The sequence below is a fragment of the Mycobacterium sp. MAC_080597_8934 genome, assembly GCF_000523975.1.
In the GTDB taxonomy this organism is placed as follows: Bacteria; Actinomycetota; Actinomycetes; order Mycobacteriales; family Mycobacteriaceae; genus Mycobacterium; species Mycobacterium avium.
The window spans coordinates 51,804-68,890 of sequence record NZ_JAOS01000031.1; the positions used below are offsets into that span (position 1 = coordinate 51,804).

The 17,087-nt window shown below is 71.3% G+C and carries 16 protein-coding genes and 1 pseudogene; 4 read left to right on the plus strand and 13 right to left on the minus strand.

The features are described from left to right. Positions 1 to 20 precede the first annotated feature (20 nt). Together NF20_RS18550 and mmsB are read left to right on the plus strand one after the other, a co-directional pair. Positions 21 to 1,181: an acyl-CoA dehydrogenase family protein gene (locus NF20_RS18550; RefSeq protein WP_033712939.1), complete on the plus strand. Its 1,161-nt coding sequence runs from the start codon at positions 21 to 23 to the stop codon at positions 1,179 to 1,181. Between the two features lie 12 nt (positions 1,182 to 1,193). Further along, the gene (gene mmsB, locus NF20_RS18555) at positions 1,194 to 2,081 is read left to right on the plus strand and encodes a 3-hydroxyisobutyrate dehydrogenase (RefSeq protein WP_033712940.1); all 888 of its coding nucleotides are present in this window, start codon (positions 1,194 to 1,196) and stop codon (positions 2,079 to 2,081) included. Positions 2,082 to 2,156: 75 nt separating this feature from the next. Here mmsB and NF20_RS18560 read toward each other — a convergent pair whose 3' ends face one another. The 5 genes and pseudogenes from NF20_RS18560 to NF20_RS18580 form a co-directional block, all read right to left on the minus strand. Beyond that, complete coding sequence (locus tag NF20_RS18560) at positions 2,157 to 2,663, minus strand: MarR family winged helix-turn-helix transcriptional regulator (protein ID WP_009979012.1); 507 nt, start codon at positions 2,661 to 2,663, stop codon at positions 2,157 to 2,159. Positions 2,664 to 2,671: 8 nt separating this feature from the next. Beyond that, positions 2,672 to 3,730: a pyridoxal phosphate-dependent aminotransferase gene (locus NF20_RS18565; protein ID WP_003873466.1), complete on the minus strand. Its 1,059-nt coding sequence runs from the start codon at positions 3,728 to 3,730 to the stop codon at positions 2,672 to 2,674. Further along, positions 3,724 to 4,749 carry a 3-oxoacyl-ACP synthase III family protein gene (locus NF20_RS18570; RefSeq protein WP_003873467.1) on the minus strand — a complete coding sequence of 342 codons (1,026 nt, stop codon included), beginning with the start codon at positions 4,747 to 4,749 and terminating at the stop codon, positions 3,724 to 3,726. Before NF20_RS18570 ends, NF20_RS18565 begins: the two co-directional genes overlap by 7 nt. A 4-nt stretch (positions 4,750 to 4,753) precedes the next feature. Then, positions 4,754 to 5,401 carry a hypothetical protein gene (locus NF20_RS18575; protein ID WP_019733687.1) on the minus strand — a complete coding sequence of 216 codons (648 nt, stop codon included), beginning with the start codon at positions 5,399 to 5,401 and terminating at the stop codon, positions 4,754 to 4,756. Then, positions 5,382 to 7,149, minus strand: a pseudogene (locus NF20_RS18580) (thiamine pyrophosphate-binding protein). The gene NF20_RS18575 and the pseudogene NF20_RS18580 overlap by 20 nt, the downstream one beginning before the upstream one ends. A 92-nt stretch (positions 7,150 to 7,241) precedes the next feature. On the opposite strand from NF20_RS18580, the gene NF20_RS18585 reads away from it, so the two are divergent. Further along, complete coding sequence (locus NF20_RS18585) at positions 7,242 to 7,937, plus strand: ABC transporter ATP-binding protein (RefSeq protein WP_019734455.1); 696 nt, start codon at positions 7,242 to 7,244, stop codon at positions 7,935 to 7,937. Further along, positions 7,934 to 10,432 (plus strand): ABC transporter permease, encoded by a 2,499-nt coding sequence (locus NF20_RS18590; RefSeq protein WP_033712942.1) that lies wholly within the window; start codon positions 7,934 to 7,936, stop codon positions 10,430 to 10,432. The genes NF20_RS18585 and NF20_RS18590 overlap by 4 nt, the downstream gene beginning before the upstream one ends. On the opposite strand, the gene NF20_RS18595 is transcribed toward NF20_RS18590, so the two are convergent. From NF20_RS18595 to secY, 8 genes are all read right to left on the minus strand, one after another. Continuing rightward, positions 10,419 to 11,045, minus strand: coding sequence for a class I SAM-dependent methyltransferase (locus NF20_RS18595; protein WP_033712943.1), 627 nt, complete (start codon positions 11,043 to 11,045; stop codon positions 10,419 to 10,421). The two genes, NF20_RS18590 and NF20_RS18595, sit on opposite strands and share 14 nt — an antisense overlap. Beyond that, positions 11,042 to 11,608: a DUF4389 domain-containing protein gene (locus NF20_RS18600; RefSeq protein WP_033712944.1), complete on the minus strand. Its 567-nt coding sequence runs from the start codon at positions 11,606 to 11,608 to the stop codon at positions 11,042 to 11,044. Before NF20_RS18600 ends, NF20_RS18595 begins: the two co-directional genes overlap by 4 nt. A 23-nt stretch (positions 11,609 to 11,631) precedes the next feature. Then, positions 11,632 to 12,873 (minus strand): FAD-dependent oxidoreductase, encoded by a 1,242-nt coding sequence (locus tag NF20_RS18605; RefSeq protein ID WP_033712945.1) that lies wholly within the window; start codon positions 12,871 to 12,873, stop codon positions 11,632 to 11,634. 15 nt (positions 12,874 to 12,888) lie between these two features. Further along, complete coding sequence (locus NF20_RS18610) at positions 12,889 to 13,608, minus strand: anti-sigma factor family protein (protein WP_003873476.1); 720 nt, start codon at positions 13,606 to 13,608, stop codon at positions 12,889 to 12,891. Positions 13,609 to 13,641: 33 nt separating this feature from the next. Continuing rightward, on the minus strand, positions 13,642 to 14,169 hold the full coding sequence (locus tag NF20_RS18615; RefSeq protein ID WP_255250719.1) for a sigma-70 family RNA polymerase sigma factor: 528 nt from the start codon (positions 14,167 to 14,169) through the stop codon (positions 13,642 to 13,644). Between the two features lie 87 nt (positions 14,170 to 14,256). Further along, a complete protein-coding gene (map, locus tag NF20_RS18620; protein ID WP_033712946.1) occupies positions 14,257 to 15,057 on the minus strand; it encodes a type I methionyl aminopeptidase in 801 nt (266 codons plus the stop codon). A 2-nt stretch (positions 15,058 to 15,059) separates the two neighbouring features. Next, a complete protein-coding gene (locus NF20_RS18625) occupies positions 15,060 to 15,605 on the minus strand; it encodes an adenylate kinase (protein WP_003873479.1) in 546 nt (181 codons plus the stop codon). Beyond that, positions 15,602 to 16,927, minus strand: coding sequence for a preprotein translocase subunit SecY (gene secY, locus NF20_RS18630; RefSeq protein ID WP_033712969.1), 1,326 nt, complete (start codon positions 16,925 to 16,927; stop codon positions 15,602 to 15,604). Before secY ends, NF20_RS18625 begins: the two co-directional genes overlap by 4 nt. Positions 16,928 to 17,087 lie beyond the last annotated feature (160 nt).

A 17,087-nucleotide genomic window follows, 5' to 3' on the forward strand; every position in this document is an offset into this window, starting at 1 on the left:
GAAGGAATTCCGGCCCCACTATGTTTACCCTGGACGACGACGAGCGGGTGATCGCCGAGACGGCCGGCGCGTTCGCCGCCAAGCGCCTGGCCCCGCACGCGCTGGAATGGGATGCGGCCGAACACTTTCCGGTCGACGTGCTGCGCGAGTCGGCCGAGCTCGGGATGGCGGCGATCTACTGCCGTGAGGACGTCGGCGGCAGCGGGCTGCGCCGGCTGGACGGGGTCCGCATCTTCGAGCAGCTGGCCATCGCCGACCCCACCACGGCGGCGTTCCTGTCCATCCACAACATGTGCGCGTGGATGATCGACAGCTACGGCACGCCCGAACAGCGCAAGGGCTGGGTGCCGCGGCTGGCGGCGATGGACGTCATCGCCAGCTACTGCCTGACCGAGCCGGGCGCGGGGTCCGACGCCGCCGCGCTGAGCACCCGCGCGGTCAGACAGGGCGGCGATTACGTGCTGGACGGCGTCAAGCAGTTCATCTCGGGCGCCGGGGCCTCGGACGTCTACCTGGTGATGGCCCGCACGGGCGGTGAAGGGCCGCGCGGCATCTCCGCGTTCGTCGTCGAAAAGGGTTCTGCTGGGCTGAGTTTCGGTTCGCCCGAGGAGAAGATGGGCTGGCACGCCCAACCCACCGCGCAGGTGATCCTGGAGGGGGTGCGGGTGCCCGCCGACGCGATGCTGGGCGGCGCCGAGGGTGAGGGCGCCGGATTCGGCATCGCGATGAACGGCCTCAACGGCGGCCGGCTCAACATCGCCGCGTGCTCGCTGGGCGGCGCGCAGGCGGCCTTCGACAAGGCCGGAGCCTACGTGCGCGATCGGCAGGCGTTCGGGTCGCCGCTGCTCGACGAGCCGACCATCCGGTTCGCCCTGGCCGACATGGCCACCGGCCTGGAAACGTCGCGAATGATGTTGTGGCGGGCCGCCGGTGCGCTGGACGCCGACGATCCCGACAAGGTCGAGTTGTGCGCGATGGCCAAACGCTACGTCACCGACACCTGCTTCGAGGTCGCCGACAAGGCGCTGCAGCTGCACGGCGGCTACGGCTATCTGCGCGAGTATGGTCTGGAAAAGATCGTGCGCGACCTGCGGGTGCATCGCATCCTGGAGGGGACCAACGAGATCATGCGGGTGGTCATCGGCCGGGCCGAAGCGGCGCGGTTCCGGGCCACCGCATAGAAAGGCCGTCGGATGACCGAGCGCGTGGTGGTGGCTTTCCTGGGCCTGGGCAACATGGGCGCGCCGATGGCGGCGAATCTCGTTGCGGCCCAACATGCGGTGCGCGGATTCGATCCGGTGCCCGCGGCGCTGTCGGCCGCCACCGCGTCCGGTGTCACCGGTTTCGACACCGCCACCGACGCGGTGACGGGGGCCGACGTGGTGATCACCATGCTGCCCAACGGCGAGGTGGTCAAACGCTGCTACGCCGAGATCCTGCCCGCCGCGCGCCCGGGCGCGCTGTTCATCGACAGCTCCACGATCTCGGTCGCCGACGCCCGCGAGGTGCACGCGCAAGCGCAGTCGCACGGGGTGGCGCAGCTCGACGCGCCCGTCTCGGGCGGGGTGAAGGGTGCGGTCGCAGGCACGCTGGCGTTCATGGTGGGCGGCGAACCCGAGGCCCTGGAGCGGGCCCGGCCGGTGCTGGAACCCATGGCGGGCAAGATCATTCACTGCGGCGCGGCCGGGGCCGGGCAGGCCGCCAAGGTGTGCAACAACATGGTGCTGGCGGTGCAGCAGATCGCCATCGGCGAGGCATTCATCCTGGCCGAAAAGCTCGGGTTGTCGGCGCAGTCGCTGTTCGACGTGATCACCGGGGCGACCGGCAACTGCTGGGCCGTGCACACCAATTGCCCGGTGCCGGGCCCGGTTCCGACGTCGCCGGCCAACAACGACTTCAAGCCGGGCTTCGCCGCCTCGCTGATGAACAAGGACCTGGGTCTTGCGATGGACGCGGTGACCTCGACCGGCGCAGCCGCCCCGCTGGGCCGGCACGCCGCGGAGATCTACGCGAAATTCGCCGCCTCCCACGGCGACAAGGACTTCAGCGCGGTCATCGAGATGCTGCGCGGCGCTTACTAGCACCGAGCGTCACGCCGGCGTGGCATCCCGGCGCGACGGTCACGCTGGCGTGACGCTCGGCGCCGCGGGGCGAGCTCAGAAGTCGCCCGCGTTGCGGCGCAACGTCTCGATCGACGACGCCAGCTGCTGCGACTCGGTGTCGCTCATCCCGATGTCGGCGAACACCTGCTTGTTGAGGGTGACGGTGGCGTCCTCGACGGTGGAGCGACCCAGCTCGGTGATCTGCACCAGCGTGGTGCGCCCGTCGGTGGGGTGCGGCACCCGCTGCACCAGCCCGTCGGCCTCCAGCCGGCGGATCGCGTGCGTCACGCTGGTGACGTGCACCTGCAGCCGGTCGGAGGCCTTGGTGATGGGCAGCGCCCCGGTCCGGCTGAACGCCAGCAGCCGCAGCAGTTCGTAGCGGGAGAAGCTCAGGTCGTACGGGCGCAGCGCCGTCTCGACCCGGGCCAGCAGGATCTGGTGCGCGCGCATCACCGAGGTCACCGCGACCATGCCCGGCGCCACGTCGCCCCACCCGGCGCGCTCCCAGTTGGCCCGGGCGGCGGCGATCGGATCGCGTTCGTGAGGACGTGAGTCGGCCACGCCCTTTCTTACCGCACTTGCCGCTCCAGCGTGGCCTTTCCCACCGCCGACAGCACCGCCACCGTGGAGGCGCGGCTGCCCACCGTCAGCCGGGCCGCGCCGTCCGGGTAGTAGCGCGCCCGGACGCCGCCGCGGGCGAAGACCCGCTGCCACGCGCGTCCTTGCGGATCGGGCGGCAGGTAAACGAAGTTCGCGTGCGCGTCGGTGGTGTAGACGCCCAGCGCGCTCAGCCGCATCCGCAGCCGGCGGCGTTCGGCGGTGATCGACCGGATGCGCCGGGACAGTTCGTCTTCGGCCCGATACGACGCCGTGACGGCGAGCAGGCTGGTGATCGCGATGCCGAACGGCAGCTGCTGGTCCCACAGCGGCCGCGCCAGCCGCGGCGACGCCACCCCGTAGCCGATCCGCAGCCCGGCCAGGCCGTACGCCTTGGAGAAGGTGCGCACCACCACCACATTGGGGAAGCACGCCACCAGCGCCGCCACGTCGATCCGGTGCTCGGGCGCGGTGAATTCGACATAGGCCTCGTCGAGCAGCACGACGGTGTCGCGCGGCACCCGGCGCAGGAACCGGAAGACTGCGGCCGCGGGCTCCACGGTTCCGGTCGGGTTGTGCGGCCGGCACAGCACCACCACGCGGGCGCGCGCGGCCGCGTCGGCGAGCCCGTCCAAGTCGTGCTGCCCGTGCTCGTCCAGCGCGACGGCGATGGTGTTCAGCCGGGCCATCCGCGCCACGATCGGATACCCGTCGAAGGTGGGGGTGGCCATCGCGATGGCGTCCCCCGGCGCGGTCAACGCCTGCAGCACCTGCAGCATCACGCCGGTGGCTCCGGCGCCCAGCACCACCAACTCGGCCGGCACACCGATGTGCTCGGCGATCACCCCGCGCAGTCGCTCGGGCAGGAACTCCGGATACCGGTTGGCGGTGCACACCGAACGGATCAGCGCCGCGCGCACCGCCGGCAGCGGCGGGAAGGGATTCTCGTTGAGCGACAAGGCAAACGGGTCGACCGCGTCGGGCAGCGCCTCGCCGATGCCGCCGGCGGCCGGGCGCGGGACGGTCAGCATCCGCCCCGCCCGCCCCAGCGCACCGCGGCGGCGCCGGCGAAATCGCCGGCGTGCGCGAACGCCGCCATCATGACCACGTCCCCGGCTTTGATCCGCTGCTCGGATATTGCGCGGTCGAGGTTGACCGGGATCCCGGCACCGAACAGGTTGCCGCACTCGTCGAAGGTGTCGAGGTGCCGCGCCGGCGGCAGCTCCAGCGCGTCGCGCCAGTTGCGCAGGAACGCCCGGTTCGGCTGGTTGGTAACCAGCAGGTCGATGTCCTTGGCGGGCAACCCGATTCGATCGCACACCGCCAGCGCCACCTCGGGGACCTGCCGGTTGCCGCGGGCCAACACCTTGGTGATCTTGCTGTCGGTGAAGCCGATGCTGCCCTCGCCTGGCCCGGCCTGCCACCACTTGCGGGGCGGGTCGTAGGACAGCGTCATCTCGCCCGCGTATTCGCCGTAGCTGCGGCACTCGACGTCGAGGACGGGCGAGGAGTCGCCGACGGTGACCAGGCCCACCGCGGCGCCGTCGCCGGGCACCGCCGCCTGCGCCTTGCGCCGGATCGTCGGCTGGTCGAAGAACTGGCCGGCCGCGTTCTGGGCGATCGCGATCAGCGCGGTGCGTCCCTGGCCCGACGACAGCAGTGTGCGAGCCACGTTGAGCGCCAACACGAATGCCGCGCACCCGCCGTTGTTGAGGTCGAGCACCCACGACGGGCGCATGCCCAGCCGGTGCGCGATGCCGCCGCCCTGGCCGTAGAACGCCATGTCGGGCACCTGGGTGTGGGTGATCAGCACGTCGGCGCCCTCGATGACGTCGTGGCCGTGCCGCTCGATCAAACCCTGTGCCGCGCGTTCGATCATGTCGATGGAGCTCTCGTCGGGGCCGACGTGGTGGCGGTACTTCGGGGCGCGGAACATCACGTTGTCGCGCAGGTCGTCGGATTCGGCGAATTGCGCGTAGTAGTCGGCGGGGATCGGCTCGCCCGGCAGATAGCTGGCGACGTCGATCAGGCTGACGGTCGACGCATTCATCGCGTCACCTCATCCACACCGGGGTGACCGGCAGGCCGTGCCGATGGCGGTATTCGGCGATCGCCTTGAGGTTGCGCAGCTCCAGCAGATGGCCGGCGCCGAACATGTCCCAGAAGTCGCCCACCCACACCGGGCGCTGCGGCGGCGCGGTCTGCGGGTACGGGTTGTGGTCGTAGAACGGGTGATGGCAATTGGTCCACAGCACAACCGATCCCGGCTTGTCGAGCACGGTCTGGGCGTCGACGACGCGCATCAGGTAGATCATCCACAGGTGGTCGCCCTGGTCCCAGGCGCAGTGGTAGTCCACGGTCCGCGCCTGCGCGTTGGCGACGGTGCGGGTGTAGATCTTGGTTTCCGAACCGAGCCGGTCGTGGGCCAGCCACAACCCGGGCTCGTCGGTGGGGGTGAACCCGCGCAGGCTGTAGGTCCACTCCTCCAGGCTGCGGGTGTCGGCCATGTACTCGAACAAGTCGTCGGGTGGACAGTCGATGTAGTCGTTGACGGTGCAGTACTGTCCGAAGATCTGGTCGTGCGGGTACACCGACCGCATCATGTCCATGATGATCGGCGTGGCCTTCTCCCGGGGGCTGGTCTCGATGCGGGTGACCCCGTCGATGAGGTCGCCGATGTCCTCAAGCGCTGGCAGCGACATTGGTGCGGATCTCCTTTGTAACTGAATTCTGTTTGACGGCGGCATCTTTGACCGCCGACGTGGTGAGAAACGGGGCGAACGGCGGGATCTCGTCGGCGGCGCACTCGACGCTGACCACCGCCGGGCCGTCGACATCGAGCGCCGCGGCCATCGCGGCGGCGAACCCGTCGACGTCGCCGACCTCCACCGAGGTCAGGCCGGGGAACATGGCGGCCAGCCCGGCGCCCAGCCGGCTGGGCCGGAAACGGTTGTAGCTGTAGCGGTCGCCGTAGAACAGCTGCTCGCGGGTCACGCACATGGCGTGCGCGTTGTTGTTGAACAGCACGAACGTCATCGGTAGCCGGTATTGCACGGCGGTGTGCACCTCCATGCCGTGCATGAAGAACGCGCCGTCCCCGGCGATGACGACGGTGCGCCCGCCGGGGCGTCCACTGTTGTTGCGCCCCAACGCTATTCCGATCCCCGCCCCGAAGCTGTAGCCCATGCCACCCATGCCGAGCGCGACGACGAACCGGCCGTCGCGGCGCACCGGCAGGTAGTGGATCGCGGCCGCGCCGGTGTTGCCGGCGTCGACCACGATGTCGGCGCCGCGCGGCAGCACGCCGTCCAGCACCGCCATCGCGTCGCGGTAGCGCACCCCCGGCCCCCTGCACGGCGGCGGCGTCAGCTCGGTCGGCCGGCCCCGCCGTGCCGGCCGGCGCGACCGGCCGCCGGTGGCCGCGCAGCGCGCGGATCAGCAGCCGCAGCGAGCCGCGCAGGTCTCCGGTGTGCACGTGGGTGCAGGCGAGATAGGGCGGCGCCGACCCGATCGAGACGGTGCGCACCGCGGCCAGCGCGTCGTCCAGGCCGCTGCGCGCGGTGACCGCCAATCGGGTCCCGACGATGAGGCACACCGCGCTGCCGGCCACCGCCTCGGCCACGTTGCGGTGGCCCATCACGCCGGTCACTCCCAGCGTCCGCCCGTCCGGCCCGGGTGCGCCGGCGACGTCCTTGGCGTCCGGCACGGTGGCCACCCGCGCCCCCAGCAGCGCGCGCAGCTCCTCGAGCTCGGCCCGGGCGTCGTCGCGGGCCACCTGTTCGCCGGCGATGATGGCGATCTCGCCGGTCACGCGGCGCAATTGCGCCGCGATCGGGTGCGGGTCGCCGGCCGGGGGCCGCCATTGCGCCGCAATCGCGACTCGCCCGCCGGGTGCGCCGTGGCCGTTGCGCTCGCCGACGCCGACCCGGGCCTGCTGAATGTCCTTGGGCAACAACAGCACCGCTGGGCCTCCGGCCCGCGCCGCCGAAATGGCCTGCGGCAGAAGCGAAACGATGTCGTCGGGGGTTTGCACCCGCCGGCAGAACACCGAGACCGCCGAGAACAGCGCGCCGGCGTCCAGCGATCCGTTGGCGCCGCTGGTGTCCTGGAAGCTGCCCCGACCGTCCAGCGCGGCGGCGGGCTGGCCGACCAGCGCCAGCACCGGCACCCGGCTGGCGAGCGACTCGCCGAGTCCGGCCACGAGATTCAGCGATCCGCCGCCCGAGGTCGCGGCCACCACCCCGAGTCCCGCTCCGCTTCGGCTGTATCCGTCGGCCATCGCGGCGGCGGAGAACTCGTGCTTGGCCAGCACCGCGGTGAGCTCCGGCCGGAAATGCGCCGCGTCGTAGAGGTCCTCGATGTTGGCGCCGTCCACCGCGAAGAGGTGGTCGGTTCCGATCGCCGCGAGGTGGCCGACGATGTGGTCGACCACCCGGTGCCTTCCGAGCATGTGGGAAGACACGAGGCGGGCCGCCGATGGGTTCACGATCGTCGCGCGGCGGGGCCGGTGAACCGTTCGTCGGCCGTCACCGTGGTGCCTAGATGACCATCGAAATGGCCGGCGTGGTGCGCGAGTACCGGGTGGGCGGTCAACCGGTGCGGGCCCTGGACCGGATCAGCCTGCAGCTGGCCGGTGGGCAGTTCGTGGCGGTCGTCGGGCCCTCCGGCGCGGGCAAGAGCACGTTGCTGCATCTGCTGGGCGCGCTGGACTCCCCCGACTCGGGTTCCATCCTCTTCGACGGCGAGGAGATCGGCCGGCTCGGCGACGAGGCGCAGTCGCGGTTCCGCCATCGCCGGGTGGGCTTCGTGTTTCAGTTCTTCAACCTGTTGCCCACCCTGTCGGCCTGGGAGAACGTGGCGATCCCGCGGTTGCTCGACGGGGTCCGGCTGGGTCGGGCCAAGCCGGACGCGCTCCGGCTGCTGGACCGGGTGGGCCTGGGCAACCGCACCGAACACCGGCCCGCGGAGCTGTCCGGCGGCCAGATGCAGCGGGTCGCGGTGGCGCGGGCGCTGATGATGGACCCGCCGCTGATCCTGGCCGACGAGCCGACCGGCAACCTGGATTCCTCCACCGGCGCGGCCATCCTGGAGCTGCTGGCCGAGGTGGCGCACGAGGGCGGCGGTCACCGGCTGGTGGTGATGGTGACCCACAACAGCGACGCCGCGGCGGCCACCGATCGGGTGATCACGCTGCAGGACGGCCGGGTCGGTTCGGACGTGATGGCGGTCGCCGGGTGAGGTCGGGGCGTGCGGTCACGGCCGCGGCGAGCCGGCTGCGCGTGTTCAGCCTGCGCGAGATCGCCGTGCATCGACGCCGCACCATCGCGTCGATCGCCGTGATGGCTGTCTCCGCAACGTATTTGGTGGCGGTCTTCGGCATCTTCGGCTCGATCACCGAATCGGTGAGCCGGCTGGCCGACGGGATCGCCGGGGTGGCCGCGCTCGAGGTCTCCGGCATCACCGACGCCGGATTCGCCGACTCGGTGCTGGCCGATGTCGCCGCGGTGCCCGGGGTCGCCACCGCCGCGCCGATGATCCGGACGACGGCGGCCACGCCGTCCGGGCCGGTCCTGCTGCTGGGCGCCGACGCCCGCACCGCCGCGCTGGGCGGCGCCCTCACCGACGCGGTGTCGCGACCGGTGCGGGAGCTTTCCGCGTCGCCGGACGGCGTGCAGGTGGGGCCGCGGGCCGGGTATGCGAAAGGTCAAGCGTTCCAACTTGGTTCGGCCCCGGTCACCGTCACCGAGGTGCTGGCCGGCAGGCAGTTCGCCGAACTCAACGGCGGACACTATGTGCTGGCGCCGCTGGCGTTGGCGCAGCGCGTCACCGGGCGCGCCGGGCAGCTGGACTCGATCTTGATCACCCTCACGCCGGGCGCCGACCCGGCCGCCGTCCGCGCCGCGGTCGGCGCCGCCGTGGGCGGGCGGGCGATCGTGGCGGCGCCCAGCTCGCGGGCGGCCCGCGCCGGCGACGGCGTCCGGCTGATGAACTACATGGCGCTGCTCGGCGCGGCGGTGGCGCTGGTGGTCGGCGCGTTCCTGATCTACACCACGATGACGATGGCGATCACCCAGCGCCGCCCAGTCATCTCGATGCTGCGCGCGCTGGGCGGGCGGCGCCGCGCCGTCGTCGGCGACCTGCTCGCCGAGGCCGCCGTTCTCGGGCTGATCGGCGGGGCGTTGGGGTGCGGCGCCGGAATCCTGGCCGGGCGCATGGCAATTGGCCGGCTGCCCCCGGCCGTCACGCAGGGACTGGAAGCCCGCGTCGAGTACTGGCTGCCCGGCTACGCCGTCCCGCTGGCGCTGGCGGCGACGGCGCTCACCGCCGTGGCGGCCGCGGCGATGGCCGCGCGGCAGGTGTACAAGGTCTCCCCGGTCGAGGCGCTGGCGCCGGTCGGGGCGTCGGCGGCCGACGCGGTGCCGCCGTGGCTGCGGGCCGCCAGCGGGGTCGGCGCGCTGGCGCTGTTCGCGGTGCCGGCCCTGGCGGTCCCGGCCGGCGCCCCGGCGGGCGTGCTGCTGGGCGCCGTGCTGGTCGCCGAGCTGGCGGCGGGCTTCGCGCTCACCGTGCCCATCGTCACCGCCACGTCCGCGCTGTCCCGCGTGTTCGGGTCGTGCGGTGCGCTCGCCGCCGCGACCATCCGGCGCGCACCGCGGCGGGTGTGGGCCACCGTGATGACGGTGTTGATCGGGGTGCTCACCACGGTGGTGATCACCGGCACCAACACGGACATGATCGGGTCGGCGCGTGCCATCTTCGCGCCGGTCGCCGAGGCTGACGTGTGGGTGAGCGCGGATCCGCCCGACAGTTTCCCCACGGATGTTCTGCCGCAAGGGCTTTCGGAAAGACTCGCCGCGCTGCCCGGTGCGGCGCGGGTGACCGAGGGGGCGTGCGGGTTCGCCGTCGTCGCGGGCACCCGGGTGCTGCTGGACGGGTTCGCCGCGGGCAGCCGGGACGCGTTGTTCCGCGCGCTCGACGACCGGGTGCGCGCCGAGGTGCTGGCCGGGCGGGGTGTGGTGCTCACCCAGAATCTGGGCAGGGCGCTCAACGTGCGGGCCGGCGACCGGCTGCGGTTGCAGACCCCGCACGGCCCGCGGGAGGCGGCGGTGCTGGCGGTGGTGCCGTTCTTCTCGACGGTCATCGGCACCGTCGGGATGGATCTGGCCCAGCTGCGGGCATGGTTCGATCGCCCGGCGGCGACGACGCTGCAAATCACGGCGGCCCCGGGAGTGGATCCGCGGCGGCTGCTGGCTGACGTCCGCGCGGCGGTGCCGGCGCCCAACCACGTCTACGACGGCCGCGCCGCGCTGGCCGGGCTGCAGGCCCCGCTGCACCAGAGCATGTTCATCGCCAACGCGGTATGGATCATCGTGGTGGCGGTGGCCGCGGTCGCCCTGCTCAACACGTTGACGCTGTCGGTGACCGAGCGGCGCCGCGAGATCGGTGTGCTGCGGGCGATGGGCGCCGGCCGCCGGTTCACCCTGTGCATGGTGCTGGCCGAGGCGGCCGGAATCGGTTGTGTCGGCGGTGGTTTGGGGTTGCTGCTCGGGCTGGCGGACCAGTGGTTGTTCAGCCGCATCAGCGGGGACATGATGAACTTCGCGGTGGCCTTCCGGCTCAGCCCGCTGGCGCTTGCCTGCACCGCCGGGGCGCTGGGGATCACCCTGCTCGGTTCGGTGCCGCCCGCGCGGCGGGCGGCGCGGCTGAACATCATCGAGGCGGTCAGCGTGGACTGAGCACGGCGAATCCCTGCAGATGGGGTTTGCACGGGAAGGGCACCGGGGTGCGGGGCACGCTGCGCAGCGTCGAGGTGTCGAACCCGGCGGCGGCGATGGCCGCCCCGGTCCGCCGGTTGGGCTCGCAGCCGCCGGCCAACCAGGACCACGGCCGGGCGATCAGATCCTGCAGCCGGCCCGTCAGCCCGTCCCCGCGCACATGCTCGAGCACCACCAGCCTGCCCCCGGGCACCAGCACCCGGCGGATCTCGGCCAGGGTGGCCCCCACGTCGCGCACCGAGCACAGCACCAGCCCGATGTGCACCGAGTCGAAACTGTTGTCCGGGAAGGGAATCGACTCGCCGGACCCGGCGACCACGTCGACCGCGACCCCCTGGCGGGCGGCCAGCCGGGCGGCCATCCGGCGAAACGACGCCTCGGGCTCGACAGCCGCCACCGACGTCACCGCGGCGGGCAGGAACATCAGGTCGGTGCCCGGCCCCAGGCCGACCATCAGCAGCCGCCCGGTGGCGTGACTCATCGCCTGCCGCCGATACCGCTGGTAGAAGAGCCGGTCGAACACCGGCTGCCCGAACCGGTACACGTAGGGGAACAGCACGTTGCGGAATCTCATCGGGAGCCCAGATCCATTCGGAACGGCGGATATTCGTCACGCATCAACGACACGTAGACGGCCACCCGGTACCGCCACCGCACGATGCCCATCAGCAGATCGAACATGCCGGGCGGGACGGTGCCGGTGCACAGCAACGTCAGCGCGGCGGTCAGGCACAGCACCTGCAGCAGCGGCTCCATCGACCAGCAGACCAGCACGTGCGGGATCGCCAGCAGCCACTTGACCGGCACCGCAAGCCTTTTCAGCCGTCGCGGATAGTCGACGGCGAGGTCGCCGGGATAGTCGGGCGAGGCCGCGAGCCTGAACGGCGGGTATCGGTCCGTGCTGTTCATCGGGAATCGGTAGTTCATCACCCGCCAGGACCAGCGCAGCACGCCGACGTTGAAGTCGAAGAGCCGCCGCGGATACCGACCGGTGCAGATGATCGCGATCCCGGCGACGACGGTGCACAGCGGGTACACCAGGTAGAGCCCGATCAGGATCGGGTAGTGCGGCACCGCCAGCACGCACCACTTCACCAGCCACAGCCAGCGCGACGGGGCGTCGAAATCGCCTCGCACCCTTACGGATTCGCTCGTGCCGTTCACCGGCGTGACGGAATCTTCGGCGCTTCCCCCAAGCTGCGGTTGATCGCTTCCCCCACGCTGCGGTTGATGTGGTCGGACATGCGGCGGTGGCTGGTCCAGCGCAGGAACATCGTCAGCGCGGCGGCCTGCAGCTGGTCGGAGACCAGCGCGGCCGGGCGCAGCACGGCCTCGCCGTGCGACACCGGCAGCGAGGCCACCCAGGACACCGCCCGGACCCGGCGGCGCCGGGTCTTCTCGTACCAGCGCAGCGCGTTCGCGACCTCGGCCTGGCCGCCGGGTGTCCCCCGCCCGAAATCGGCCAGCGCCTGGCACAGCACCATCGTGTCGAGCAGCGCCTGGTTGGTCCCCTGCGCCAGGGTGGGCGGCATGGTGTGCGCGGCGTCGCCGAGCAGGGTGACCCGGCCCCGCCCGGGGCGCGGGATCGGATGCCGAAAATGCGGGAACGGCGACGCGGCCAGATCCTCGTCGGTCAGGATCGCCAGCACCCGATCGACCGGCTCGGACCATCCGGCGAAGTGCGAGCGGATCGTCTCGATCGGGTGTTGCGGCCGGACGAACCCCGTCGACCACGGCAGGTCGAACCACCACTGCACCTCGGCGCCGCCGGCCGGCCACAGGCCGAGGTTCCCGCCGCCGCCGATCATCATCAGGGCGGCGTCGGACTCGGCGATCTCCGGGAGGCTGACCAGGCCCTGCCAGCTGCACCAGCCGGTCGCCTTGGCGTGCCGGGCCCCGACCCACTCGCGCACCATCGAGTGCAGGCCGTCGGCGCCGATCAGCACGTCGCCCTCGGCCACGGTGCCGTCGGTGAATTCGACGCTGACCCCGTCGCGGGAGGTGGCCAGTGCGACCGCGCGACGGTCACAGTGGATGCGCCCGGGCGGGAATCCGTCCAGCAGCCGCTCCAGCAGCACCCGGCGCGGCACCATCCGCACGGGCGCGCCCAGCCGCCGCGCCATCGCGGTCACGTCCAGCGTGGCCAGCGCCCGGCCCGTCGACGTCACCGCCCGCACGCTGGACAGCTGCCGGCCGGCGCCGTCCATCTCGACGCCCAGCTGGCGCAGCACCGTCTCGCCGTTGGACCACACCGTCACCGCGCCACCGGCGGCCGCCAGCCGCGGGCGGCGCTCGAAGACGGTGACGTCGTGGCCGTCGCGCAGCAGTCCGCGGGCCACCGAGATGCCGGCCACGCCGGCGCCCACCACCAGTACCCGCAGCGGACGCGCGTCGCCGACCACGCTGGCTCCGATCGTTTACAGGGAACGCTGCAGCAGCACCTGGCCGCTGTCGGCGGCCACCACTTGCACGGCGGCGATCTGGTCCACCGGCGTCGAGATCGACCCCGCCGGTGACGCGGTGTGGCCGGGCACGGCCACCCAGGTCGCCAGCCGGGTGCGGCTGCCGTCGCGGCCCACCACCACCATCGCCAGGGTGTCGTGGTGGGCGTTGAGCGGGGCCAGGCACACGCACCTCAGGTTGATCGAGGTGCCCCAGTGCTGGCCGCTGACCTGCACGGTCGAGGTCAGCAGGGTGGTGCCGACCTGGGCCATCGGCTCGGCCGACGCGGTCACCTGCCGCGCCGGAGTCGACGACCACCCCTCGAGGCCGACGAACACGCCGATGGCCAGCACCGCCGCCGCGGCAGCCGATGCCACCCAGGTCGCCACCCGGCCGCGCCGGCGCCGCCGGCGCACCGCGGTCAGCAGGGACGGCAACAGGTCGGCGGACAGCTGCGGGGCGGGGCCGGCCTCGTCGATGGCGGCCACTTCGTCGTGGTCGAGCCGGGACAGCAGCGCGGGCACCCCGCTGATGTCGGCGACCGCCTCGCGGCAGCCGCGGCAGTGGGCCATGTGTTGCTCGAATTCGCGGCGCTGCGCGGCGGACAACGAACCCAGCACGTACGCGGCATCCCACATCGCGTAGCGGTCTTCGGGAGGGCCGACGTCGTGCACCGGCGTCCTCATTTCATCCATGTCTGCTCACCCCTCAAACATTCGGAAAGTCCCTCATCGGGTGACCCCGAGTTCCTGCAGAGTGAGTCGCAACGCCCGCACCGCATAGTGTAGTCGCGACTTCACCGTTCCCTCGGCGATGCCGAGGTCTGTAGCTATCTGCGCGGTGGTCCAACCGCGGTAGTAGGACCGTTCGATCACGGCGCGGTGCTCGGCCGACAGCTGGGCCATCGCGTCGGCGATCAGCAACCGGTCCAGCGCCGCGTTGACCTCGTCCGGCGTGGACTGTTCGGGCGCCCCCGCGGTGTCGGTCGAGCCGACCACGTTGCGGAACCGCGCGCTGCGCCGGTCGTCGATGATCATGTTGCGGGCCACCGTGAACAACCACGCCCGGGCCGAGCGCTCGGTGTCGCCGATGACCTCGGGATGCTGCCAGGCCCGCAGCAACGTCTCCTGCACCACATCCTCGGATTGGCTCGCGTCGCCGGTCAGCCGCAGCGCATAGCGCCACAGCACCGCGGCGTGTTCGTCGTAGAGCGCCTTCATCAGAGCGGCCTCGGCGGTCCCGGACGCCCTGGAAATGCCGACCACACGAGCCACTCGATCACCTCCTGCCGGGGAAACGAGCCCGGCGAAGGTTCGGTTCAACGGCCCCGACCCGGTGCGCCCCTACCCGAGCGTCAGGATGCGCGGCCCGGCGTCGGTGACGGCAACGGTGTGCTCCCAGTGTGCCGCACGCGAGCCGTCGGTGGTGATGACCGTCCACTGGTCGTCGAGCACCACGGTCTTGCCGGTGCCCAGGGTCAGCATCGGCTCGATGGCCAGCACCGAGCCGGGGGCCAGCAGCGGACCGCGGCCCGGCGAGCCCTCGTTGGGCAGGAACGGGTCCATGTGCATCTGCCGGCCGATGCCGTGCCCGCCGTAGCCCTCGACGATGCCGAACGCCCGCCCGTGCCGGGTCTCGGCGGCGCGGGTGCCCAGCTCGATGGCGTGCGAGACGTCGGTCAACCGGTTCCCGGGCACCATCGCCGCGATCCCGGCTTCCAGCGACTCCCGGGTGGCCTGGCACAGCGCCTCGTCGGCCGGGTCCAGGGCGCCCACCCCGAACGTGATCGCCGCGTCCCCGTGCCACCCGTCCAGCACCGCGCCGCAGTCGATAGACACCAGGTCGCCGGGCGCCAAAACCTCTGCGGCCGAGGGGATTCCGTGCACCACCCGGTCGTTGACGGAGGCGCAGATGGAGGCCGGGTAACCGTGGTAGCCCAGGAACGACGGCACCGCGCCGGCATCCCGGATCACCGACTCGGCGATCTGGTCCAGGCTCAGCGTCGACACCCCGGCGACCGCGGCCGCGCGGACCGCCTGCAGCGCGGCGGCCACCACCGCGCCCGCGGCGGCCATCGCGTCGAGTTCGCCGTCGCTGCGCTGCGGCACCACCTTGCGGCCGCGCAGCCGCGCCAGCGCGTTCATCCCTACTTGCCCAGCGCGCGCAGCGCCCGGGCGAACACCTCGTCCAGGGTGCCGACGGCGTCGACCGTCTTGAGCTGGTCGCGGTAGTAGTCCAGCAGCGGCGCCGTCTCGTCGCGGTACACCTTCATCCGGTTCAGAATCACCTCGTCGGTGTCGTCGGCCCGGCCACGCGCCTTGAGCCGCGCCAGCAGCTCGTCCTGGGACACCCGGAACTCCAGCACCGCGTCGATGTCGGTGCCGCGGCGTTCCAGCATCTCGTGCAGCGCCTTGGCCTGCTGCAACGACCGGGGAAACCCGTCCAGGATGAAACCGTTGGCGGCGTCCGGCTCGCTGAGCCGGTCGTCGACGAGCTGGTTGGTCAGCTCCGCGGGCACCAGGTCGCCGGCGTCCAGGTAGCGCTTGGCCTCCAGCCCCAGCTTGGTCCCGTTCTCGATGTTGCTGCGGAACAGCTCACCGGTGGAGATCTGCGGGATCCCGAGCTTCTCGGAGAGCTTCTGGGCCTGCGTCCCCTTGCCCGCTCCCGGCGGCCCCAGCAAAACGACTCTCACTTGAGGAACCCTTCATAGTTGCGCTGCATGAGCTGACTCTCGATCTGCTTGACCGTATCCAAGCCCACGCCGATCATGATCAAAACCGCGGTACCGCCGAACGGCAGGTTCTGCACCGCCCCGCCGTTGCCGATCTGCAGGAACAGGTTGGGCAGCACCGAGATCGCACCCAGGTAGAGGGAGCCGGGCAAGGTGATCCGGCTCAGCACGTAACGCAGGTAATCCGCGGTGGGCTTGCCCGGCCGGATGCCGGGGATGAAGCCGCCGAACTTCTTCATCTCGTCGGCGCGCTCGTCGGGGTTGAACGTGATGGACACGTAGAAGTACGTGAAGAAGATGATCAGCCCGAAGTAGATGCCGATGTAAACCGGGTCGCTGGGGTCGGACAGGTAGCTGCCGACGAACTTGTCCCACCAGCTGTTACCGACGCCGCCGCTGCCGCTGCGGATCAGCTGGGTGATCAGGTGCGGGATGTAGATCAGCGAGGACGCGAAGATCACCGGGATGACGCCGGCCTGGTTGACCTTGAGCGGCAGATACGTCGAGGTGCCGCCGTACATGCGCCGGCCCACCATCCGCTTGGCGTACTGCACCGGGATCCGGCGCTGCCCCTGTTCGACGAACACCACGCCGACGATGATGATCAGCGCGGCCACCAGCACGGCGGCGAAGATCATGCCGCCGCGGCTGTCCAGGATGGTCTTGCCCTCGGCGGGGATGCGGGCCGCGATGCCGACGAAGATCAGCAGCGACATGCCGTTGCCGATGCCGCGTTCGGTGATCAGCTCGCCCATCCACATCACCAGCGCCGCGCCGGCCGTCATCACCAGCACGATGACGACGAGGGTGAAGATGGATTGGTCGGCGATGATGTCCAGCGAGCAGCCCTGCAGCAGCCCGCCGTTGGCGGCCAGCGCCACGATGCTGGTGGCCTGCAGGATGGCCAGCGCGATGGCCAGGTAGCGGGTGTACTGCGTCATCTTGGCCTGACCGGACTGGCCTTCCTTGCGCAGTTCCTCGAAGCGCGGGATGACGACGGTGAGCAGCTGCACGATGATGCTGGCGGTGATGTAGGGCATCACCCCGACGGCGAATACGGTGAGTTTGAGCAGCGCGCCGCCGGAGAACAGGTTGATCAGCGAGTAGATCTGCCCGGCCGCGCCGCCGCTGGCTTCCTTGATGCACTGCTGGACGTTGGGGTAGTTGACGCCCGGGGACGGCAACGCGGCCCCGACCCGGTACAGCACGACGATGCCCAGCGTGAAGAGGATCTTCCGTCTCAGGTCGACTGTCCGCAGCGATGAGATGAAAGCCGAAAGCAACTCTTCCTCCTGCGCAGCCGGGATTTCCTGCATCACGCGCCCAACACCCGCAGGCCAGGACGTACGGCCCGACTCAATTACAGCGCGTCAAACCGTGTACGAGACTAACAGCTGGTCCGGCCGGGTCCGGTCAGGGCCTTTCCAGGAAGCCGTAAGCCGC

Bases quoted from the DNA above. Each gene is read 5' to 3' on its own strand.
- NF20_RS18550 (WP_033712939.1), top strand. From the start codon at position 21: ATGTTTACCCTGGACGACGACGAGCGGGTGATCGCCGAGACGGCCGGC.
- mmsB (WP_033712940.1), top strand. From the start codon at position 1,194: ATGACCGAGCGCGTGGTGGTGGCTTTCCTGGGCCTGGGCAACATGGGC.
- NF20_RS18565 (WP_003873466.1), bottom strand. From the start codon at position 3,730: ATGCTGACCGTCCCGCGCCCGGCCGCCGGCGGCATCGGCGAGGCGCTG.
- NF20_RS18570 (WP_003873467.1), bottom strand. From the start codon at position 4,749: ATGAATGCGTCGACCGTCAGCCTGATCGACGTCGCCAGCTATCTGCCG.
- NF20_RS18575 (WP_019733687.1), bottom strand. From the start codon at position 5,401: ATGTCGCTGCCAGCGCTTGAGGACATCGGCGACCTCATCGACGGGGTC.
- NF20_RS18585 (WP_019734455.1), top strand. From the start codon at position 7,242: ATGACCATCGAAATGGCCGGCGTGGTGCGCGAGTACCGGGTGGGCGGT.
- NF20_RS18595 (WP_033712943.1), bottom strand. From the start codon at position 11,045: ATGAGATTCCGCAACGTGCTGTTCCCCTACGTGTACCGGTTCGGGCAG.
- NF20_RS18610 (WP_003873476.1), bottom strand. From the start codon at position 13,608: ATGGATGAAATGAGGACGCCGGTGCACGACGTCGGCCCTCCCGAAGAC.
- map (WP_033712946.1), bottom strand. From the start codon at position 15,057: ATGAACGCGCTGGCGCGGCTGCGCGGCCGCAAGGTGGTGCCGCAGCGC.